This window comes from Variovorax dokdonensis (assembly GCF_030316895.1).
GTDB classification, from domain to species: domain Bacteria; phylum Pseudomonadota; class Gammaproteobacteria; order Burkholderiales; family Burkholderiaceae_C; genus Variovorax; species Variovorax dokdonensis.
Window position 1 is genome coordinate 1,481,331 of record NZ_JASZYV010000001.1, and the last position, 20,981, is coordinate 1,502,311.

At 65.6% G+C, this 20,981-nt stretch carries 16 protein-coding genes and 1 tRNA gene; 10 read left to right on the forward strand and 7 right to left on the reverse strand.

From position 1 onward, the window contains the following. Positions 1-2: 2 nt before the first annotated feature. The 4 genes from QTH91_RS06855 to QTH91_RS06870 form a co-directional block, all read right to left on the reverse strand. Entirely contained in the window at positions 3-515 is a 513-nt protein-coding gene (locus QTH91_RS06855) for a hypothetical protein (RefSeq protein WP_286659254.1), read from the reverse strand. Further along, on the reverse strand, positions 515-1,198 hold the full coding sequence (locus QTH91_RS06860) for a C39 family peptidase (RefSeq protein ID WP_390368189.1): 684 nt from the start codon (positions 1,196-1,198) through the stop codon (positions 515-517). Before QTH91_RS06860 ends, QTH91_RS06855 begins: the two co-directional genes overlap by 1 nt. 12 nt (positions 1,199-1,210) lie before the next feature. Next, the gene (locus tag QTH91_RS06865; RefSeq protein ID WP_286659255.1) at positions 1,211-1,561 is read right to left on the reverse strand and encodes a hypothetical protein; all 351 of its coding nucleotides are present in this window, start codon (positions 1,559-1,561) and stop codon (positions 1,211-1,213) included. A gap of 110 nt (positions 1,562-1,671) precedes the next feature. Next, positions 1,672-3,117 (reverse strand): hypothetical protein, encoded by a 1,446-nt coding sequence (locus QTH91_RS06870; protein ID WP_286659256.1) that lies wholly within the window; start codon positions 3,115-3,117, stop codon positions 1,672-1,674. Positions 3,118-3,668: 551 nt separating this feature from the next. Here QTH91_RS06870 and QTH91_RS06875 point away from each other — a divergent pair. The 3 genes from QTH91_RS06875 to QTH91_RS06885 all read left to right on the forward strand — a co-directional run bounded on the left by QTH91_RS06875 (position 3,669) and on the right by QTH91_RS06885 (position 7,082). Next, positions 3,669-5,015 carry an acetate kinase gene (locus QTH91_RS06875; protein ID WP_286659257.1) on the forward strand — a complete coding sequence of 449 codons (1,347 nt, stop codon included), beginning with the start codon at positions 3,669-3,671 and terminating at the stop codon, positions 5,013-5,015. A gap of 40 nt (positions 5,016-5,055) precedes the next feature. Next, the gene (locus QTH91_RS06880; RefSeq protein WP_286659258.1) at positions 5,056-6,483 is read left to right on the forward strand and encodes a sigma-54 interaction domain-containing protein; all 1,428 of its coding nucleotides are present in this window, start codon (positions 5,056-5,058) and stop codon (positions 6,481-6,483) included. Between the two features lie 146 nt (positions 6,484-6,629). Then, the gene (locus QTH91_RS06885; RefSeq protein WP_286659259.1) at positions 6,630-7,082 is read left to right on the forward strand and encodes an SH3 domain-containing protein; all 453 of its coding nucleotides are present in this window, start codon (positions 6,630-6,632) and stop codon (positions 7,080-7,082) included. On the opposite strand, the gene hpnE is transcribed toward QTH91_RS06885, so the two are convergent. From hpnE to hpnC, 3 genes are read right to left on the reverse strand one after another with little or no spacing between them, the layout of a single operon-like run. Further along, the gene (gene hpnE, locus QTH91_RS06890; RefSeq protein ID WP_286659260.1) at positions 7,064-8,362 is read right to left on the reverse strand and encodes a hydroxysqualene dehydroxylase HpnE; all 1,299 of its coding nucleotides are present in this window, start codon (positions 8,360-8,362) and stop codon (positions 7,064-7,066) included. The genes QTH91_RS06885 and hpnE overlap by 19 nt on opposite strands. Before the next feature lie 19 nt (positions 8,363-8,381). Continuing rightward, positions 8,382-9,221 carry a presqualene diphosphate synthase HpnD gene (gene hpnD / locus QTH91_RS06895; RefSeq protein ID WP_286659261.1) on the reverse strand — a complete coding sequence of 280 codons (840 nt, stop codon included), beginning with the start codon at positions 9,219-9,221 and terminating at the stop codon, positions 8,382-8,384. After that, positions 9,218-10,135 (reverse strand): squalene synthase HpnC, encoded by a 918-nt coding sequence (gene hpnC / locus QTH91_RS06900; protein WP_286659262.1) that lies wholly within the window; start codon positions 10,133-10,135, stop codon positions 9,218-9,220. The genes hpnD and hpnC overlap by 4 nt, the downstream gene beginning before the upstream one ends. A gap of 215 nt (positions 10,136-10,350) precedes the next feature. On the opposite strand from hpnC, the gene QTH91_RS06905 reads away from it, so the two are divergent. The 7 genes from QTH91_RS06905 to lon all read left to right on the forward strand — a co-directional run bounded on the left by QTH91_RS06905 (position 10,351) and on the right by lon (position 20,917). Then, the gene (locus tag QTH91_RS06905; protein ID WP_286659263.1) at positions 10,351-11,505 is read left to right on the forward strand and encodes an efflux RND transporter periplasmic adaptor subunit; all 1,155 of its coding nucleotides are present in this window, start codon (positions 10,351-10,353) and stop codon (positions 11,503-11,505) included. Between the two features lie 10 nt (positions 11,506-11,515). Continuing rightward, positions 11,516-14,662 carry an efflux RND transporter permease subunit gene (locus QTH91_RS06910; protein WP_286659264.1) on the forward strand — a complete coding sequence of 1,049 codons (3,147 nt, stop codon included), beginning with the start codon at positions 11,516-11,518 and terminating at the stop codon, positions 14,660-14,662. 158 nt (positions 14,663-14,820) lie between these two features. Beyond that, positions 14,821-14,907, forward strand: a tRNA-Leu gene (locus tag QTH91_RS06915). A gap of 34 nt (positions 14,908-14,941) precedes the next feature. After that, positions 14,942-16,261, forward strand: coding sequence for a trigger factor (gene tig / locus QTH91_RS06920; RefSeq protein ID WP_286659265.1), 1,320 nt, complete (start codon positions 14,942-14,944; stop codon positions 16,259-16,261). A gap of 110 nt (positions 16,262-16,371) precedes the next feature. Then, positions 16,372-16,980, forward strand: coding sequence for an ATP-dependent Clp endopeptidase proteolytic subunit ClpP (gene clpP / locus QTH91_RS06925; protein WP_286659266.1), 609 nt, complete (start codon positions 16,372-16,374; stop codon positions 16,978-16,980). Positions 16,981-17,080: 100 nt separating this feature from the next. Next, on the forward strand, positions 17,081-18,346 hold the full coding sequence (clpX, locus tag QTH91_RS06930; RefSeq protein WP_286659267.1) for an ATP-dependent Clp protease ATP-binding subunit ClpX: 1,266 nt from the start codon (positions 17,081-17,083) through the stop codon (positions 18,344-18,346). Between the two features lie 123 nt (positions 18,347-18,469). Further along, positions 18,470-20,917 (forward strand): endopeptidase La, encoded by a 2,448-nt coding sequence (gene lon, locus QTH91_RS06935; RefSeq protein WP_286659268.1) that lies wholly within the window; start codon positions 18,470-18,472, stop codon positions 20,915-20,917. Positions 20,918-20,981 lie beyond the last annotated feature (64 nt).

The following is a 20,981-nucleotide window of genomic DNA, read 5'->3' on the forward strand; positions in this document are numbered from 1 at the left end:
ACCTAGCGGCCGCCCACCGAACGCGCGATCGCGTCGGTGATCGTGGTCGCGGTGTTCAGGTCCTTCATGAGGCTCATGCCGTTGGTGTTGGCATTGATCACCGTGTGGTTGGCGATGTTCTGATTGTTCAGCGTGTTCTGGATGACGGTACCACCCATGGGCCCGAGTGTGTCGGGCGCGCTGTTGCCGGGGCCGTTCTGGACCAGGTTGAGCGCGCTCATCTGGCGGCTCAGCTCTGCGGCCTGCATCGGCGTGATCTTGTCCAACTGGCCGAAGTTGAGCTGCGTCTGGGCCACCAGTTCCCCATTGACGAAAGCCGCCCGGGTGATGCCGAAGCTCACCAACAGGCCGGCGCCCAGGTCGAAGCCGCCGCGCTGCGAATCGAGCGACCGGTCGCTCACCGCCATCCAGATCTCCTGATGCCGCACCAGCGGCTCGGCTTCGATCAGCGCGGGCCAGGCGGCCGCGGCGGCCAGGCAGCCCGCGGCAAGACGTTGCAACGGCAGGCGTGCCATCAGAAATCCCCCGGGCCCATCTTGGGCAAGGTGAAATCGCTCATGGCGCTTCGGTCGATGGCATCGGCCAGCGGTGCGCGCAGGATGGAGCGCCACTCCGCCGCCACGTTGAAGCGTGCTTCGTTCATGCGGTTGTGAATGACGAAAAGCAGCTTGTTGGGCCAGATGGCCTCGAAGGCGCTGCGCTCCATGGCCCGCGTGCCGCGCGCCGGATCGCCGATCAGCACCCGGCTGCCCTGCAGGCCCTTGACCACGACGAAGTGGTGATAGCCGCTGTCGTTGATCAGCACGATGGCCGGTACGCGCGCTTCGTTGAGCTTGTCCAGCGGCAGCTCGAAGCCGTCGGCCTGGAAGCCCCGCGCGGCCAGGAAGCGCTTCATGTCCAGCAACGAGAAGCCCTCGCGCCGGATCTTGGCCTGGTCGCCCAGCGCATACATCTGCTGGAAGACGGTCTCCTCGTTGGTGGGCATGCCGTAGTGGTGGGTCAGCAGCGTGGCCAACGCGGCCGAGCCGCAGCTGAAGTCGTACTTCTGGATCAGCGTGGTGCGGCTTCGTGCCTGCTTGATGCTCGTGATGGGCAGCACGAAGTCGCCGCTGCCCAGCCCGGGAATGTAGGCCTGCTGCGCGGCGGCCGGAAGGCACGCCGCCAGCAAGGCGGTGCAGAGCGAAAGACGACGGATCACGTCAGGCCTTTCTCAGTTCATCTGCACATTGAGGATCACGGCGTTCTGGATCAGCACGTTCGCCCCCGAGTTCTGGATCACCACCGGCAGCCCGCTCATGTTCTGGAACGAGCCGCCGTCGATGGCATTGGAACCGGTGGAGACGTTGCGTGCCGAGTTTTCCGCCGTGGTGCCGGACAGCACCATGTCGTTGTGAACCTGCGCTCCGCCGCGATAGGCGACGAGGGTGTCCTCGCCGACCGGGTTGGCGAACATCGGCGCGTCGGCAGCCAGGCCGGCCCCGGACGTCTGCGCGAAAGCCGGCACGATGCCGGCGGCAAGGATCACAAGGCAGGCGCCTGTCGATCGAAGGCGTTGGGTCATGACATCGACTCCTGGATGGAGCGCCGCCATAGGTGTGGCGGCTCACGCGCCGCGCGCGTCGCACCGGGGCACGGTGCGCGCGGCGCTTCTCAAGTCAGCCTTTGCCTCGCTCAGGGAGCGCCGACGGTCAGGTTGGCCTGAACGTTCACGCTCTGCTGTACCAACGAGGCCATGCCGCTGTTCTGGCTGGCCAGCATGACGCCCGCGGCCGACTGGCCGACGCTGGTCATGGTGTTGGACATGTTGAACGTGCCGGCGTCCACGGTGATCGTGCCGCCTGCGCCGCCCATGCCGCCGTTGCCAGCGCCACCGGTGCCGCCTTCGGCCGTGTTGGTGCCGCCGTTGCCCGCGCCACCTGCACCACCGCTGCCGCTGCCGCCCGCACCGCCGTTGCCAGTGGTGTTGCTGCCGTTGCTGGCGCTGCCATTGGTCGCGCTGCCGTTCGTGCCAGAGCCGCCTGCACCACCGGTGCCTGCGCCTGCCGTGTGCGTGCCGCCGTTGCCGCCGGTCGCCGTGCCACCGGCGCCGCCCGCGCCGCCAGCGCCGCCCGTGCCGCCTGCACCGCCCGATGCGCCTGCGCCAGCGGTGTTGGTGCCGCCTGCGCCGCCCGTGCCACCGGCGCCGCCGGTGTTGGTGCCGCCCGTGCCGCCTGCCGCACCGGCGCCGCCGGTGTTGGAGCCGCCCGCGCCGCCCGCGCCTGCGGTGTTGGTACCGCCCATGCCGCCATTGCGGCGTCCGCCGTTGGCGTTGCCGGTGTCACCGCCGCCGCCACCGCGTGCATAGCCAGCCGCGCCGCCGTCGCCGCCGCCGCCTGCTGCTGCGCTGCCGGTGTCGCCACCGCCGCCTGCGCCGCCGCCGCGTGCGCCCATGGCGCCGCCGCCGTCGCCACCGCCGCCGCCGTTGCCGGCGCTGCTGGCACGTCCACCGTTCGCGCCGTTGGCCCATGCGCCGGCGCCGTCGCTGCTACCGCTGGAGTTGCCGCCGGAGCCGCGTCCGCCGTTGCCGGCCGTTGCGCTGCCATTGGTGGCGCTGCCGTTGCTGGCGTCGCCGTTGCTGGCTTCACCACTGACTGCACCCATGCCGCCGTTGCCCACTGCGCCGTTGCCGCCGGAAGCGCTGCCCGAAGCAGAGCCGCCCTTGCCGGTGCCACCGGTGCCGCCATAGCCCTTGCCGCCTGCGGCCGAGCCGTAGTTGGTGGCGTTGTTGCCCAGGCCATAGATGGTGTTGCCCGTCACCGTGCCTTCGAGCCTGCTGTTCGCTGCCACGCTGGTGGTGTTGAAGGCATTGCTGAAGGTGCCGGTCGAGCCGTTGTTGAGCGCGGCAGAGCGTGCAGCTTCAGCATTGGCATCACCCGAGCCGCTGTTGGTGTTGGTGGTGGTGTTCGTCGTCGTCGGCGTCTTCGTGACCGTGATGGTCGGCGAAACGGTCAGCGTCGTCGTGTCGGTCGATGTGTTCGTCCCTCCATCTCCACTTGTCTGATCGTTGGCGGTGGCATGCGCCACTCCGGCAACTCCGAAGGCCATGGCAAGAGCGGACGCTAGCAGTGTCTTTTTCATGAAGGCTCCAGGTTAGGTTGATGTTTGCAAACAGCTCGATCTGCGATGCACGCAAATCGAGCGCGCCACACTGCAACTTCGAGGCCAGCATGTAGTACTTGTGTGTGCATTCGCTTCGCATCGCAGGCGCCATGCGGCTTGCGGGACGATTCGTTATTTTTCGGTCGGCGCAAAAGACCGCCGTTGAGGCGAAATGGCGGCGCCACCTGTCACATCCACTGGACGCAGTTCCATGCATGTGCCCGTGATTTCCCTCGCATCAAGGCGGTGCAGGGAGGTGCGATGGCAGTGTGTGTCAGCGGTGTGACTGTCACAGGCACATGACACCGGGACCTCATCCATGAGGAGGAAGTTTGCCAAGGCCCGCGTCGTGCGCACCGCCGCGTGGCAAGCGATCGGCCTCGTACCGAAACCGTCTCGTCCATGTGACGTCGATGAATTTTGGCGATGAGGTGATTACCTTTGTTTGCAAATTGCATCTTCCGTCACGCATACCAAAGGCATAACCTGCCCGCCTCACTTGGCCGAAGAAACAAGGAGTGCGAGGGGACATGGTCAGACGATTCCCGGATCGTTTGCGAGTTATTGCGCTATCCGCGGCACTCGCATGCGCCGCCACGCCAGCATGGGCCCAGAGCGGGCGCAATGCCACGCCGACCGCGAAGCGCCTGGACGCGTTGCAGCAGTTGGTGGAGGAGCAGGGGCGCCAGATCGAGACGCTCAAGCGCCAGCTGGCGGACCAGGATTCGCGCCAGCGCGAGACGGCCGAGAAGGCAGAGGCTGCCCAGCAGGAGGCGCGCAAACCATCGCCACCCGTGCGGGCACCTGGCACCGCCGAGGCAGCGGCAGCGGCTGCTGCCGCCACCGCAGCCTCTGCCGCGGCCCAGGCTCCCGAAGCGGCGCGACCGGTGTCTGTGGGCGTGGCGCCCGCCAAGGAGCAGGCGGCGCCGCCGATGGCGCAGATCTTCGACGAGCCGAGCATCCTCACGCCGCGCGGAAAGTTCGTCTTCGAGCCCTCGTTCCAGTACAGCTATTCGTCGAACGACCGGGTGGCACTGGTGGGCTACACGGTGATTCCGGCGATCCTGATCGGGCTGATCGATGTGCGCGAGGTCAAGCGCAACATGATGGTGCCGACCATCACCGGCCGATGGGGCATCTCCAACAAGATGGAGGTGGAGGCGAAGCTGCCGTACGTGATCCGCTCCGACTCCACCGTCAGCCGCGAGGTGTTCACCGGCGCCGCTCAGGACAACGTGTTCGACACCAAGGGCAACGGCATCGGCGATGTGGAACTGGCGCTGCGCTATCAGATGTTCAGCGCGCGCGAGAACTGGCCCTACGTGGTCGGCGGACTTCGGTTCAAGACCCGGACCGGCAAGGATCCGTTCGAGGTGCCCACCGACTGCGTGACGCGCTGCCTGGGCAACACCACGGGCACCGGCCTGCCGCTGGAGGCACCGACCGGCTCGGGCTTCTATTCGCTGCAGCCGAGCCTGACGTTTCTGTATCCGAGCGACCCGGCGGTGTTCTTCGGTGGCATTTCGTACACCTACAACTTCGGCCGTGACGGCGTGACGCGGACTGTGCTGAACGATCAGATCGAGCTGCTCGGCGACGTCAAGCCGGGAGACGTGTGGGGCATGAACTTCGGCATGGGCCTGTCCATCAACGAACGCTCGTCCTTCTCGATCGGCGTGGAGCTGTATTCGATCGGCCCGACCGAGCAGAACGGGGAGAAGGTGCGTGGCTCGGTGCGCACGCAACTGGCCTCGCTGTTGCTGGGCTATTCGTTCCGCCTGAGTGATCGCACCAACCTCAACGTCTCGGTCGGTGCGGGGCTGACGCGCGACACGCCCGACCTCACGCTCACGCTGCGCATGCCCATGACCTTCTGAACCGCGACCGTGCTTCTGCTGAAGAACCTGCCTCGATTTCATGCAACCGCCTGACGTTCTGTGCCTGACGCTGGATGGGGATGCCAGCGGCATCGCCGCGCAGCTCGTCGCGCAGGGCTGGGCGGTCAGCCACGCGCGAAGCGTGCAGGCGGCGCAGCGCCTGCAGTCGAACGGTGACTTTCTGGCGGCCTTGCTGGTCGTCGGCACGGACCTGCCATTGCCCTCCGAAGCGGTGGAGGCGCTGCTCGAGCGCGAGGGGACCGAATGGATCGCCCTGTGCGAGGCGCAGGCGCTGAACGTGCCTGCCTTTCGCGATCTGGTGCTCGACGCCTTCTTCGATCACCTGCTGCAACCGGTCGATGGCGCCGAGCTGTCGCTGCGGCTGCACCACGCCAGCGAGCGCGCCGTTCTGCGCCGCCGGCGCCATCGAGAGATGCATGTGAACGACGCACTCGGCATGGAAGGGCAGGGCCCCGTGATCACCCGCCTGCGCGCCGAAATCCGCAAGGTGGCGGCCACGGATGCCCCGGTGCTCATCGGCGGCGAGAGCGGCAGCGGCAAGGAGCTGGCGGCGCGCGCCATCCACCAGTGCTCGCATCGTGCCAGCGGACCGTTCGTGGTGGTCAACTGCGGTGCCATCGCGCCCACGCTCATCCATTCCGAGCTCTTCGGGCATGAGCGCGGCGCATTCACGGGCGCCTCCACCGAGCGTCGCGGCCTGATCGAGGCGGCCCACGGCGGCACGCTGTTCCTGGACGAGATCGGCGATCTGCCCATGGACTTGCAGACCAACCTCCTGCGATTCCTGCAGGAGAAGACGATTGCGCGCGTGGGTGCAGTGCGCAACCTGAAGGTGGACGCACGGGTGGTGGCCGCGTCGCACGTCGACCTGGCCGAAGCGGTGGCGGTCGGGCGTTTCCGCGAAGACCTGTTCTATCGCCTCAATGTGCTGTCGCTCGACGTGCAACCCTTGAGAAAGCGCATGGAAGACGTGCCGGTACTCGCGCAGTATTTCTATCAACGCTGCGCGGCCGCCTGCCGCACGCCGGCCCGTGGCTTCTCGCGCCAGTCCTTCGAGGCGATGCAGTCGCACGATTGGCCCGGCAACGTGCGCGAGCTCTACAACCGCGTGCAGCGCGCGGTGGTCATGACCGAGCGGCGACTGATCTCCCCATCCGACCTGGGCCTGCAAGCTGCGCAGGGGGCTGTGGGCGTGGCGCTGAACGTGGCGCGCACGGCCGCCGAGCGCGACGTGATCTGCCATACCCTGCACCGCATGGGCCGCAACGTGACCCATGCAGCGCGCGAACTGGGCGTTTCGCGCATGACGCTCTATCGCCTCATGGACAAGCACAGCATCGTCCTCGACGAATTGCAGCGCGGCCCCGCCAACGGAACCTGGGGCGCGAACCTGACGCCTGTGCGCACCCAGCAGGGTGAGGCGGACGCCTTCGGCGCCGGCCGCTGAATCGCACCCCGCATCGCGTTGCAGCGGGCAGTGCCGGACCCGCAGGTGCGGGCAATCCCCAAGAAAAACTTTCAGATCCTCGGGAACTCGCGCGCCTCGATGTGAACACACGAGGCTTTTGCATTGCGAACGAGGAGGAATCACGCATGAATCTGGCCACCCGATGGATCTTTCCGCTGCTTCTGGGCATGTCCTTGCTGTGGGGCGCGACGCTGGCGCATGCCGCCCAGATGATCGCCACGGCGACCGAGGGCGCGCACCTTCGTTCCGGGCCGAGCACCCGCTACAAGGTTCAGTGGGAGTTGAGTCGGGGCTTCCCGCTGCAGGTGATCGGCAACAAGAGCGGCTGGTACAAGGTGCGCGATTTCGAGGGCGACACCGGCTGGATCGCCCGCTCGGTCACCAACCGTCAGGCGCACCATGTGGCGAAGGTGGAAGGCCTGAACATCCGTAGCGGGCCGGGCACCAGTTACCGCGTGCTGGCCAAGGCCCGGTACGGCGAGATCCTGCGCACCCTGGGCCGCCAGGGCAACTGGGTCAAGGTCAAGCTCGGCAAGGTCACGGGCTGGACGTCCAAGCGCTACCTCTGGGGTTGGTAGACGGGCGGGGCGCCCGGGGCTTGTGCAGGCGGCAGGGCCCGAGCCACCTCCGCGGCGCAGCGGACGGCGCCTTCCAGCGTGGCCGGATAGGGGCCTTCGACATAGTCGCCGCAGGCCCATAGTCCGTCTGCGATCCGCGCCGGCGGACGATTCAGCGCAGGTGTGCAGGCGAAAGTGGCGCGTTTCTCGATCACCGTGCGCACCGGTCTCAGGCCCGGTTCGCCGAGCTGCGTCGCGCCTTGTGCCAGCACGGCCTCTTCGAGCGACGCCTTCTGCGTATCGCTCGCGCTGACCACGAAGGCGAGCAAGCCCGAAGGTCCGCCCAGCTGTCCGCGATCGAACACGAACTGCGCGGGCGCCTGCGCACTGCTGCGCAAGGCCACCACAGGCGCATCCAGCGGCCGCCGCGCTCCGTCGGCGTAGACGGTGGTGATGGCCGTGAAGCGCAAACCTTCGGTCGCGGCCAGCCATGGCGCCGCTGCCACGCCGCTGGCATGCACGAGGCGAGCCGCATCCCAGGCCGCGCAGGCCAGCACCACGTGATCGAATGGCTCGTCATCGACCTGCCAGCCCGCGCCCTGCGGACGCAGGCTCTGCACGCGATGGCCGAGCTTCAGCGTCGCGCCGTGTGCCTTCAGCCAGGCGAGGGCGGGATCGGGCAGCAACTGCCCGAGGTCCACGCGCGGCAGCAGCAGATCGGCGCCGCCGCGCTCGGCGAACAATGCGTCGTGCAGGACGCGCAGGAACACCTGGCCGCTCGACGTCTCGACCGGCGTGTTCAGCGCCGAGACGCACAGCGGCTCGATCAGCTCAGCCATGACGCGTGCCGGCAGGCGGCGGCAAAGGTCGGCCACAGTCGCGGTCGGCGCACATCGAAAGCCCGAGAAGCGCCAGGCCAAGGAGGTTCGGACCAACCCCAGCTTGTCGGCCACCGACCAACCGCGAGCGGTGGCGATGCCGGCCAGCAGATCCAGGCCAGCCGGCAGGCGCGGCATGGCAATTCCGTTGCCGTCGGCAAAGCGCAGGCGCAGCGGCAGGCGCAGCAGCGCCCGGTCCGGGTCCACGCCTAGCTCGCGCATCAGCGCCAAACTCGCGCTGTAGGCGCCGATGAGGATGTGCTGGCCGTTGTCGAGCACGGGGCCTGCGCTGGCCTCGATGCGTCGGGCGCGACCGCCGACGGTGCGTGCGGCCTCGAACACGTGCACCTCATGGCCCAGGCGCACGCTGTGAACCGCGCAGGCCAGTCCGGCCCAGCCGGCACCCACGATTGCGAGTCTCATGCGGCGAACCGGCTCCGGCTCACAGCCGACCCAGCGCCTGGACTTTCCAGGCCAGCCAAAGCTTGCGCAGCGGCGTGAGGCTGACGCGCTGGTGCAGCACCTGGAAGTTGTCGCGTTCGATTTCCTGCAGCAAGGTGCGATAGATGCTGGCCATCATGAGCCCGGGCTTCTGGGCGCGACGGTCGGCGTCGGGCAGGAGCGCAAGGGCCTCTTCGTAGCAGCGATGCGCCCGCTCGGCCTGAAAACGCATCAGCGCGACGAAGCGCTCGGAGTGCAGGCGATTGAGGATTTCGTGGGCCTTGACGTCGAACTGCTGCAACTCGTTGACCGGCAGGTAGATCCGGCCGCGCATGGCGTCTTCCCCCACATCGCGGATCACGTTGGTCAGTTGCAGCGCCAGCCCCAGCTTGTGGGCGTACTCGGTGGTCGCCGCTTGGCTCTGGCCGAAGATGCGCGCCGACACTTCGCCCACCACGCCGGCCACGAGATGGCAATAGCGGGTCAGGCCCGGGAAGTCGAGATAGCGGGTCTGCTCGAGGTCCATCTGGCAGCCGCGGATCACGTCCTGCAATTGCCGCTCCTCGATGCCGAAGGCTTCGCGATGCGGCATGAGCGCTTGCATGACCGGGTGCTGCGGCTTGCCGGCAAAGGCCTGGGCCACTTCGGTCTGCCACCAGGCCAGCTTGGTGGCGGCCACGCCAGGGTCGCTGACCTCGTCGACCACGTCATCCACTTCGCGGCAGAAGGCGTAGAAGGCGGTGATGGCCGCGCGCCGGGGCGGCGGGAGGAAAAGAAATGCGTAGTAGAAGCTGCTGCCCGAGGCGGCGGCCTTGTCGCGGACGTATTGTTCTGGATTCATGCGTGCCGGGATTGTCCCCGCATCCGCAGTGCATGCCACGCAAGGCGCGGGACATCGCGCGCACCGACCTTGGGACGGTGCGAGAAGGTGTCGAATCGCCGGGCCTGGATCTTGTCCAGGATGGCGAGGCCGCCTTGCACGACAAGTCGCAGTTCCCAGCCGGCGCGGCCGGGGATGCGGTGGACGAGGGCCGCTCCGCTTTGCATCAGCTGGCGCGCCCATTCGACTTCAGCGGCGATCAGCGCGAGTGCCGCGGCAGGCGGCAGCGAGGCACCCAGCGGGCGGAAGGCACGAAAGTCCTCGCGCGACAGTCCGTGCGCCGCGCAGTCCGACAGGGGCAGGTAGAAGCGCCCGCGCGGCAGGTCGACGGAGACGTCCTGCCAGAAGTTGATCAGTTGCAGGGCGCTGCAGATTGCATCGCTCTGGCGCAAGGATTGCGCATCGTCGATGCGGTAGAGATGCAGCAGAAGCCGACCCACCGGATTGGCGGAGCGGGCGCAGTAGTCGAGCAGTTCCGCCCGATCGGCGTAGGCGGCGCCGTCGCGCGTCTTGCGAATGTCCTGGCTGAAGGCATCGAGCAAGTCGGCGAGCAAGGCTTCGGGCAGATCGAATTGCGCAATGGCGCCCGCCAGTGGCTGGAAGACGGCTGGCCATCGACCGGAGTCGGACTTGCCGCTGGCCGCGGCAGCCAGGTCGAGCCGGAAGGCGGCAATCTCGGCCAGACGCTCTTCGGGGGTGGCGTCGCCCTCGTCGGCGATGTCATCGGCCGTGCGGGCAAAGCCGTAGATGGCCGCGATCGGAGCACGAAGCTGCGGCGGGCACAGCCATGAGGCCACCGGAAAGTTCTCGTAGTGGACGCCGGCAACGGCAGGCTCGGACGAAGCGGCGGGAGTGGTCAATGAGCGATCGGGCACGCGGGGATTGTGCGGTAGGCACGGCGTCCATTTGCCGCGCAGGAATCGGTGAGCCGACGCGTCGAGGCTCAGTGCGAAAGACTCGTTTCTTCGTTTGACTTTGTAAAGCGCTTCCAATAGATTACTAACCGGCCGGTCATTAGCTCGGCCGTTGTTCATTTAGCCGGGCTTGCGCCATGACTGTGCCGAACCATTCCGCTGCTTTCCTTCGAGGTTTGTCTCATCGACTTTGGCGCAAGGGTCCGGTCATCGCGGCCGCCTTCGTCGCCGTCGGTCTGACGGGCTGCAAGCAGGCCGAGGCCCCGCCCGAACCCGTGCGCGCCGTCAAGGTGGTCGAGGTGGGCGCAGATCGTTTCGACACCGCGCTCGAGTTCTCGGGCGAGGTGAGGGCCCAGGTGGAATCGCGACTGGGCTTTCGTGTCGCGGGCAAGATCACCGAGCGGCAGGCGCAGCTGGGTCAGCATGTGGCGGCGGGCACCGTGCTCGCGCAGCTCGATCCGCGTGACTACCAGTTGGCAGCCGATGCGGCCCGCGCCCAGGCCGTGGCCGCAGCCACCAGCCGCGACCTGGCTTCGGCCGACCTCAAACGCTACCGTGAACTGAGGGCGCAGAACTTCATCAGCGCCGCCGAGTTGGAGCGGCGCGAGAGCACGTACCGCTCTGCACAGGCGCAACTGGAACAGGCGCAGGCGCAAGTCGCGTCGCAAGGCAACCAGGCGCGCTACACCCGCCTGGTGGCGGACGCATCGGGCGTCATCACGTCCATCGACGCGGAGCCTGGCCAGGTGGTGAGCGCCGGCACGCCGGTGGTCCGGCTGGCGCACGACGGCGCACGCGACGTGGTGTTTTCGGTGCCGGAAGACCAGGTGGATGCAGTGCCGTTGGGCTCGCCCGTCATGGTCCGCCGCTGGGCCGAGCAGGGCGACACGGTGATCAAGGGCTCCGTGCGCGAGGTGGCGGCCAGTGCCGATGCGGTCACGCGCACCTACACCGTCAAGGTGGCGATCGACGCGGACAAGGCGCCGCCACTTGGCGCCACGGTCTATGCGCGGCCGCAGTCGCTGTCTCATGTGGGCGCCCCAGTTATCAAGCTGCCGACGAGCGCCTTGCGCCAGGCGGCCCAGGGCAAGGGCAGCGCGGTATGGGTGCTCGACAAGTCCAACATGACGGTGCAGTTGCAGCCGGTCCAGGTGGCAACGGCGGATGGCAACGAAGCCGTGATCGCATCCGGCCTCACGCCGGGCATGCTGGTCGTTTCCGCAGGCGTGCATGTGCTGTCGCCTGGGCAAAAGGTCAGCCTGTACAAGGACAAATACGCGCGCCCGGCCGAACCCGCCGCCGCCATCGCCACCGTGCCCGTGAACCGCTGAGGACGATCGGATGACGTCTTCCAATCCCACCGGCGCGGCGCCCGAGGGCAAGCGCGGATTCAACCTGTCGCAATGGGCGCTGGAGCATGCGCCGCTCACCCGCTACCTGATGGTGGTACTCATGCTGCTGGGCAGCGTGGCGTACTTCCAGCTGGGGCAGAACGAGGACCCGCCGTTCACCTTCCGTGCGATGGTGGTGCGCACCTACTGGCCGGGTGCGACCGCGCAGCAGGTGGCCGAGCAGGTCACCGACAAGCTCGAGCGCACGCTGCAGGAGGTGCCCTATGCGGACATCATCCGCAGCTACTCCAAGCCGGGCGAGTCCCAGATCATCTTCCAGATCAAGGACAACTCGCGGCCGTCCGAGGTGCCCAACGTCTGGTACACGGTGCGCAAGAAGATCGGCGACATGCGCTACACGTTGCCGTCGGGCATTCAGGGGCCGTTCTTCAACGACGAGTTCGGCGATGTGTACGGCGTCATCTACGCGCTGGAAGCCGAAGGCTTCACGCCGGCCGAACTCAAGGTGCATGCCGACGACGTGCGCCAGCAGTTGCTGCGGGTCAAGGACGTGTCGAAGGTCGAGCTTTTCGGCGTGCAGGACGAGAAGGTCTACATCGAGGTGTCGCAGAAGCGCCTGGCGCAACTGGGCCTGGATTTCAACGGCGTGCTGGCCCAACTCGGCGCGCAGAACGCGGTGGAAAGCGCCGGCACGATCCAGTCGCCGCAGGACGTGGTTCAGGTGCGCGTGGCCGGCCAGTTCAACGACGTTGAGCAGTTGCGCAACATGCCCATCCGCGGCAGCTCGGGCAAGCAGATCAAGCTGTCGGACATCGCCGAGGTGCACCGGGGCTATGTCGATCCGCCCACGGTGAAGGTGCGCCACGAGGGTCGCGAGGTGATCGCCCTCGGCGTGGCAATGACCAAGGGCGGCGACATCATCGCGCTGGGCAAGTCGTTGAGGGCCGCGACGGCGGAGATCGGCAGTCACCTCCCCGTCGGCATGCGCCTGGCGCAGGTGCAGGACCAGCCGGTGGCGGTGTCGACTTCGGTCAACGAGTTCATCAAGGTGCTGATCGAGGCCGTGGTCATCGTGCTGGGCGTCAGTATTCTCTCGCTGGGCCTACACAGGGGAGGGCGCTTCGGGTGGTACGTGGACATGCGGCCGGGCCTCGTGGTGGCGATCACCATTCCGCTGGTGCTCGCCGTGACCTTCCTGGCGATGAACTACCTGGACATCGGCCTGCACAAGATCTCGCTGGGTTCGCTCATCATCGCGTTGGGCCTGTTGGTGGACGACGCCATCATTGCCGTGGAGATGATGGTCAGAAAGCTGGAGGAGGGCTACGACAAGAAGCGCGCCGCCACCTTCGCCTACGACGTCACGGCCAAGCCGATGCTGACGGGCACGCTCATCACCGCGGCCGGCTTCCTGCCCATCGGCATGGCGCGCTCCACTACCGGCGAATACACCTACGCCATCTTCGCGGTGACAGTGACTGCGCTGGTCCTGTCGTGGATCGTCTCGGTGTACTTCGTGCCCTACCTCGGCACGCTCATGCTCAAGGTCAAGCCGCGCGAGCCGGATGCGCCGCCGCACGAGTTGTTCGACACAGGCTTCTACAACGCGTTCAGGCGCACGGTGAACTGGTGCGTCGCACACCGCTGGCTGACCATCGGCGGCACCGTTCTGCTGTTCGCGCTCGGCGTGGTGGGCATGGGCAAGGTGCAGCAACAGTTCTTCCCGGACTCGAGCCGCCCGGAAATCCTGGTCGATGCCTGGTTCCCGGAAGGAACGTCCTTCGCCGCCAACGAGGCAGTGACCAAGCGGCTGGAAAAGCGGCTGATGGAACTGGAGGGCGTCAAGTCGGTGACGACCTGGGTCGGCTCGGGCGTGCCGCGCTTCTATCTGCCGCTGGACCAGGTGTTCCCGCAGACCAACGTGTCGCAATTGATCGTGCTGGCCAGCGACCTGAAGGAGCGCGAGCGGCTTCGCAAGCTGTTCCCCGAACTGCTGGCGCAGGAATTCCCTGAAGTTCGCGGGCGGGTCAAACTGCTGCCCAACGGGCCGCCGGTGGCGTACCCGGTTCAGTTCCGCGTGCGCGGCAGCGATCCGGCGCAGCTTCGTGCGTTTGCCGATCAGGTCAAGGAAACGATGCGCGCCAACCCCAACATGCGCGGCGTGAACGACAACTGGAACGAGTCGGTCAAGGTGATCCGGCTCGAAGTGGATCAGGCCAAGGCCCGCGCCCTGGGCGTGACCAGCCAGTCCATCGCCCAGGCTTCGCGCACCATGTTCAGCGGCACCAACGTCGGGCAGTACCGAGAAGGGGACAAGCTCATCGACATCGTGCTGCGCCAGACGCCCAACGAACGCGAGGCCATCTCGGACATCGGCAGCGCCTACGTACCGACGGCATCGGGGCAGGCGATTCCGCTGTCGCAGATCGCCAAGCCGGTGTTCAGCTGGGAGCCGGGCGTGTTGTGGCGCGAAGGCCGCGATTACGCCATCACCGTCCAGGGCGACGTGACCGAGGGACTGCAAGGTGCCACCGTCACCAACCAACTTCTGCCCGAACTGCGCAAGCTCGAGGCGCAATGGCAGGACAACGGCGGCGCGGGCTACCGCATCGACGTGGCAGGCGCGGTGGAAGAAAGCAGCAAGGGATCGTCGTCGATCGTCGTCGGCGTTCCGGTGATGCTTTTCATCGTCTTTACGCTGTTGATGCTCCAGTTGCACAGCTTCAGCCGCGCCATGCTGGTGTTCATCACCGGGCCGCTGGGTCTGTTCGGCGTGGCGGCGGCGCTGCTGATCTCCAACCGGCCGTTCGGCTTCGTGGCGCTGCTCGGCGTGATCGCGTTGATGGGGATGATCCAGCGCAACTCGGTGATCCTGATCGATCAGATCGAGCAGGATCGTGCCAACGGCGTGCCGGCCTGGGAGGCGATCGTCGAATCGGCAGTTCGGCGCCTGAGGCCCATCGTGCTGACCGCTGCTGCCGCGGTGCTGGCCATGGTTCCGCTGTCTCGCAGTGGTTTCTGGGGGCCAATGGCGGTGTCCATCATGGGCGGCCTCGTGGTGGCCACCGTCCTGACGCTGCTGGCGCTGCCGGCCATGTATGCCGCCTGGTTCCGGGTTCGCAAGGAAACCCCCTAGAACCCCGGCCGGAAGTCATTGCGAAGCAGATTAAAATAACAGGTTGTCCAATTTCGCGGGCGGCTTCGGCCGGTCGGTGCCACGTCGATGGCCAACCTTCCAGGCGAAGATGCCCGCAACCAGAAGAATCTGCTTGAAGTCTTTGCGATAAGCAGCCGGCGCGGGTGGCGAAATTGGTAGACGCACCAGGTTTAGGTCCTGACGCTCGCAAGAGCGTGCCGGTTCGAGTCCGGCCCCGCGCACCAGAGCAGAGACGAACCTCCCCAAGGAAAAATGGAAATGACCGTGAATGTTGAAACCCTCGAGAAGCTCGAACGAAAGATGACCCTGACCCTGCCGGTCGGCGTCATCAAGTCCGAGGTCGACAGCCGCCTCAAGAAGCTGGCGCGCACCGTTCGCATGGACGGCTTCCGCCCGGGCAAGGTGCCGATGAGTGTCGTGGCCCAGCGCTACGGGTACTCGGTGCACTACGAGGTCATGAACGACAAGGTCGGCGAAGCCTTCTCCCAGGCTGCCAACGAGGCCAAGCTGCGCGTGGCGGGCCAGCCCCGCATCACCGAAAAGGACGGCGCCCCCGAAGGCGAAATGGCCTTCGACGCGGTGTTCGAGGTGTTCCCCGAAGTCAAGATCAACGATCTGACGTCCGCCACCGTCGAAAAGCTCGACGCCGAAGTGGGTGACGACGCCATCGACAAGACCATCGACATCCTGCGCCGCCAGCGCCGCACTTTCGCCCTGCGTCCCCAGGGCTCGACCGTGCAAGACGGCGACCGCGTGACGGTTGACTTCGAAGGCAAGATCGATGGCGAGCCATTCCAGGGCGGCAAGGCCGAAGATTTCCAGTTCATCGTGGGCGAAGGCCAGATGCTCAAGGAGTTCGAGGACGCCGTGGCGGGCCTGAAGGTGGGCGACAGCCGCACGTTCCCGCTGTCTTTCCCCGAGGACTATCACGGCCGCGAAGTGGCCGGCAAGCAAGCCGACTTCATGGTCACGGTCAAGAAGCTCGAAGCGGCCAACCTGCCCGAAGTGAACGAGCAATTGGCCAAGTCGCTGGGCATCGAGGATGCGACGGTCGAAGGCCTGCGCGCCGATGTCCGCAAGAATCTGGAGCGCGAAGTCAAGTTCCGCCTGCTGGCGCGCAACAAGACGGCTGTCATGGATGCGCTGATCGCCAACGCCGAACTCGACCTGCCCAATGCCAGCGTGCAAGCCGAGATCGAACGCATGGTCGAGAATGCTCGCGCCGAACTCAAGCAGCGCGGCATCAAGGACGCCGACAAGGCGCCGATCCCCGACGAGGTGTTCCGCCCGCAGGCCGAGCGTCGCGTACGCCTGGGCCTGGTGGTGGCCGAGTTGGTTCGCGCCAACGACCTGACGGCCAAGCCGGAGCAGATCAAGGCTCACGTGGAAGAAATGGCCGCCAGCTATGAGCGTCCGGCCGACGTGGTGCGCTGGTACTACAGCGAACCGCGCCGACTGGCCGAGGTCGAAGCCGTGGTGATTGAGAACAACGTCACCGACTTCGTGCTGGGCAAGGCCAAGGTCACCGAAAAGAAGGTGGCCTTCGACGAACTGATGGCTCAGCAGCAACAGGCTTGAGTCTGACGCGGCGCCTGCCGCCGCGTCCCTGGTCGGACATGGGGCTTGTGCTTTGGCGCACGAGCCCCATTTCGTTTGGGTAAAGTACACGCACTTTGTCGGAGCAATACATGAGCGCACAGGACACACAAGCCCTCGGGATGATCCCGATGGTGATCGAGCAGTCGGGCCGCGGCGAGCGGTCGTACGACATCTACTCGCGCCTTCTCAAGGAGCGCGTGATCTTCCTGGTGGGCGAGGTCAACGACCAGACCGCCAACCTCGTGGTGGCGCAGTTGCTGTTCCTCGAGAGCGAGAATCCTGACAAGGACATCTCCTTCTACATCAACTCCCCGGGCGGCAGCGTCAGCGCCGGCATGGCGATCTACGACACCATGCAGTTCATCAAGCCGGACGTCTCCACCCTTTGCATCGGCTTCGCAGCCAGCATGGGCGCGTTCCTGCTGGCCGCCGGCGAAAAGGGCAAGCGCTTTTCGCTGCCTAATTCGAAGGTCATGATTCACCAGGTCCTGGGCGGCGCACGCGGCCAGGCGACTGACATCGAGATCCACGCGCGGGACATCCTGCGTACCAAGGACCAGATGAACCGGATCCTGGCCGAGCGCACCGGCCAGCCGCTTGAAAAAGTGAAGGCCGATACCGAGCGCGACTATTTCCTCACGGCCGACGAGGCCAAGGAATACGGCCTGGTCGACCAGGTCATCAACAAGCGCGGCTGAGCCGGCTTGCCGCCCGCTCTTCGGCACGGCGTTTTCCACATGGAGAACGCCGTTTTTGTTTCGCTATCATTGACACACTCCCGTTACGAGGCATCCCTCCATGGCCGACAAAAAAGGCTCTTCCAGCGAGAAAACGCTTTACTGCTCCTTCTGCGGCAAAAGCCAGCATGAGGTGAAGAAGCTCATCGCCGGGCCTTCGGTGTTCATCTGCGACGAGTGCATCGACCTGTGCAATGAGATCATCCGTGACGAGTTGCCCGCCGCCGAGGAAGGCCGTGAGGCCAAGGGCGACCTGCCCGCGCCGTCGGAAATCAAGGCGAATCTCGACAACTACGTCATCGGGCAGGAGGCCGCCAAGCGGATGCTGGCGGTCGCCGTCTACAACCACTACAAGCGGCTCAAGCACAAGGAAAAGGCCGGCGGTGACGATGTCGAGCTTTCCAAGAGCAATATTCTCCTGATCGGGCCCACCGGCTCGGGCAAGACGCTTCTGGCCCAGACGCTGGCGCGGCAGCTCAATGTTCCGTTCGTGATGGCGGACGCCACCACGCTGACCGAGGCTGGCTACGTCGGCGAAGACGTCGAGAACATCATTCAGAAGTTGCTGCAAAGCTGCAACTACGAGGTCGAGCGCGCACAGCGCGGCATCGTGTACATCGACGAGATCGACAAGATCTCCCGCAAGTCCGACAACCCCAGCATCACGCGAGACGTGTCGGGGGAGGGCGTGCAGCAGGCGCTGCTCAAGCTGATCGAAGGCACGATGGCCAGCGTTCCGCCCCAGGGTGGACGCAAGCACCCGAACCAGGACTTCCTGCAGATCGACACGACCAACATCCTGTTCATCTGCGGCGGCGCTTTCGCTGGGCTCGAAAAGGTCATCGAAAACCGGACCGAGGCGTCCGGCATCGGTTTTGGTGCTGCGGTGCGCAGCAAGAAGCAGCGCAGCTTGACCGAGGTATTCCGTGAAGTCGAGCCCGAGGACCTGATCAAGTTCGGCCTGATCCCCGAACTGGTGGGCCGGATGCCCGTGGTTGCCTCGCTGGCTGAACTGAGCGAGGACGCGCTCGTGCGCATCCTCACCGAGCCCAAGAACGCGGTGGTCAAGCAGTTCCACAAGCTGATGCAGATGGAGGGCGTGGAACTCGAGATACGTCCCGCCGCGCTCAAGGCCATTGCGCGCAAGGCGCTGGCGCGCAAGACCGGCGCGCGTGGCCTGCGTTCGATCCTCGAACAGTCGCTCATCGACACGATGTTCGATCTGCCAAACACCGCCAATGTCGAAAAAGTGGTCGTCGATGAATCCACCATCGACGAGAACAAGCCGCCGCTGCTTGTGTACCGCGAGGCGGCCAAGAAGGCCTAGTGGCCCAGTCTTGCGCACTTCTCCTGGCCGCGCATCGATGCGCGTTTCCCTCGGGTTTGCCGCGCGCTCTTGAAAAGCGCGCGATCCTGACCATCTTTGTCTGATATTCCCAGAAGGATTGCCATGTCCGGACATACCCCCCTGCCTTCCGACCCGGTCGACCTGCCGCTCTTGCCGCTGCGAGATGTGGTGGTGTTCCCCCACATGGTCATTCCCTTGTTCGTCGGCCGCCCCAAGAGCATCAAGGCGCTGGAACTGGCCATGGAGGCCGAGCGTCGCATCATGCTGGTGGCGCAGAAGACCGCCGCCAAGGACGAGCCTTCGACCGATGACATGTTCGAGGTCGGTTGTGTATCGACCATCCTGCAGATGCTCAAGCTGCCAGACGGCACCGTGAAGGTCCTGGTCGAGGGCCAGCAGCGCGCCAAGGTCAACCAGATCGATGATCACGAGACGCACTTCAGCGCCAACGTCACGCCCGTGGAGGCTGCTGATGGCTCTGGCGCGGTCGACAACGAGGTCGAAGCGCTGCGCCGCGCGGTGATGCAGCAGTTCGACCAGTACGTCAAGCTCAACAAGAAGATCCCGCCGGAAATCCTCACGTCGATCTCGAGCATCGATGCTGCCGGTCGGCTGGCCGACACCATTGCCGCCCACCTGCCGCTCAAGCTTGAAAACAAGCAGAGCGTGCTGGACCTCGACAAGGTCAAGGATCGGCTGGAAAACCTGTTCTCCCAACTCGAGCGCGAAGTCGACATCCTGAATGTCGACAAGAAGATTCGCGGGCGTGTGAAGCGCCAGATGGAAAAGAACCAGCGCGACTTCTATCTGAATGAGCAGGTCAAGGCCATCCAGAAGGAGCTTGGCGAGGGCGAGGACGGCGCAGACATCGAGGAGATCGAGAAAAAGATCAAGCTCGCCAAGATGCCCAAGGAGGCGCGCAAGAAGGCCGACGCCGAACTCAAGAAGCTGAAGCTGATGTCGCCGATGTCGGCCGAAGCGACGGTGGTGCGCAATTACATCGACGTTCTGGTCGGCCTGCCCTGGAGCAAAAAGACCAAGATCAAGCACGACCTCGGTCATGCCGAGGAGGTGCTCAACGAGGATCACTACGGGCTTGAAAAGGTCAAGGACCGCATCCTCGAATACCTTGCGGTGCAGCAGCGCGTGGACAAGGTCAAGGCGCCTATCCTGTGCCTCGTGGGCCCTCCGGGCGTCGGCAAGACGTCGCTGGGCCAGTCGGTAGCCAAGGCTACCGGCCGCAAATACGTGCGCATGGCCCTTGGCGGCATGCGCGATGAAGCGGAGATCCGCGGGCACCGCCGCACCTACATCGGCGCGTTGCCGGGCAAGGTGCTGCAGAGCCTCAACAAGGTGGGCACGCGCAATCCGCTGTTCTTGCTCGATGAGATCGACAAGCTGGGCACCGATTTCCGCGGTGATCCGTCTTCGGCGCTGCTCGAGGTGCTTGACCCGGAGCAGAACCACACCTTTGGCGATCACTACGTTGAGGTCGACTTCGACCTGTCCGACGTGATGTTTGTCGCCACTTCGAACTCGATGAACATCCCGCCAGCGCTGCTGGATCGGATGGAAGTGATTCGCCTCTCGGGCTATACCGAGGATGAAAAGACCAACATCGCGCTGAAATACCTGCTGCCCAAGCAGTTGTCGAACAACGGCGTGAAGGAAGGCGAACTTCTCGTCACCGAGGAAGCAGTGCGCGACATCGTGCGCTACTACACCCGTGAGGCTGGCGTGCGTTCGCTGGAGCGCGAGTTGTCGAAGATCTGCCGCAAGGTCGTCAAGGGCATCCAGCTCAAGAAGCTGACGCCGTTGGTCACCGTCAACGCAGACAACCTCAACGACTTCCTGGGTGTGCGCAAGTACAGCTACGGCCGTGCCGAGCAGCAGAACCAGGTGGGTCAGGTTGTCGGGCTCGCATGGACCGAGGTGGGCGGCGACTTGCTGACCATCGAGGCGGTGAGCATGCCAGGCAAGGGCGTGATCGCGCGCACCGGTTCGCTGGGCGACGTGATGAAGGAGTCGGTCGAAGCCGCACGCACGGTGGTTCGCAGCCGCGCTAGCCGCTTGGGCATTCGCGACGACGTCTTCGAGAAGCGCGACATCCATATCCACGTTCCCGATGGCGCTACGCCCAAGGACGGTCCGAGCGCAGGCGCCGCGATGACGACGGCACTGGTCTCGGCGCTCACCGGTATCGCGGTGCGCGGGGATGTGGCCATGACCGGGGAGATCACGTTGCGTGGCGAAGTCACAGCGATTGGCGGCCTCAAGGAAAAGCTGCTGGCGGCCTTGCGCGGGGGCATCAAGACGGTGCTGATTCCTGAAGAGAACGCCAAGGACTTGCAGGACATTCCCGAGAACGTCAAGAACGGCCTGGAGATCATTCCGGTGAAGTGGATCGACAAGGTGCTCGAGGTTGCATTGGAAAAGCCACCGACGCCTTTGTCTGACGAAGAGGTGGCGGCATCGCAGGCCGCGATGGCGGAACTGGCTCGCCAGCGCTCCGTTCAGCCGGGCGAAGGCTCTGGCAAGGTCAAGCACTGATCTCGCATTGAACTCGTCGCGACATTGAGTCGTTGCGACGAGTTCATCGTCGTGCCTGGCGGCC

Excerpts from the sequence above, each read along its gene's own strand:
- QTH91_RS06910 (WP_286659264.1), top strand. The coding sequence starts at position 11,516 with ATGACGTCTTCCAATCCCACCGGCGCGGCGCCCGAGGGCAAGCGCGGA.
- hpnD (WP_286659261.1), bottom strand. The coding sequence starts at position 9,221 with ATGAATCCAGAACAATACGTCCGCGACAAGGCCGCCGCCTCGGGCAGC.
- QTH91_RS06885 (WP_286659259.1), top strand. The coding sequence starts at position 6,630 with ATGAATCTGGCCACCCGATGGATCTTTCCGCTGCTTCTGGGCATGTCC.
- lon (WP_286659268.1), top strand. The coding sequence starts at position 18,470 with ATGTCCGGACATACCCCCCTGCCTTCCGACCCGGTCGACCTGCCGCTC.
- QTH91_RS06855 (WP_286659254.1), bottom strand. The coding sequence starts at position 515 with ATGGCACGCCTGCCGTTGCAACGTCTTGCCGCGGGCTGCCTGGCCGCC.
- QTH91_RS06865 (WP_286659255.1), bottom strand. The coding sequence starts at position 1,561 with ATGACCCAACGCCTTCGATCGACAGGCGCCTGCCTTGTGATCCTTGCC.
- QTH91_RS06875 (WP_286659257.1), top strand. The coding sequence starts at position 3,669 with ATGGTCAGACGATTCCCGGATCGTTTGCGAGTTATTGCGCTATCCGCG.
- hpnE (WP_286659260.1), bottom strand. The coding sequence starts at position 8,362 with ATGAGACTCGCAATCGTGGGTGCCGGCTGGGCCGGACTGGCCTGCGCG.
- clpX (WP_286659267.1), top strand. The coding sequence starts at position 17,081 with ATGGCCGACAAAAAAGGCTCTTCCAGCGAGAAAACGCTTTACTGCTCC.
- clpP (WP_286659266.1), top strand. The coding sequence starts at position 16,372 with ATGAGCGCACAGGACACACAAGCCCTCGGGATGATCCCGATGGTGATC.
- QTH91_RS06870 (WP_286659256.1), bottom strand. The coding sequence starts at position 3,117 with ATGAAAAAGACACTGCTAGCGTCCGCTCTTGCCATGGCCTTCGGAGTT.
- tig (WP_286659265.1), top strand. The coding sequence starts at position 14,942 with ATGACCGTGAATGTTGAAACCCTCGAGAAGCTCGAACGAAAGATGACC.
- QTH91_RS06880 (WP_286659258.1), top strand. The coding sequence starts at position 5,056 with ATGCAACCGCCTGACGTTCTGTGCCTGACGCTGGATGGGGATGCCAGC.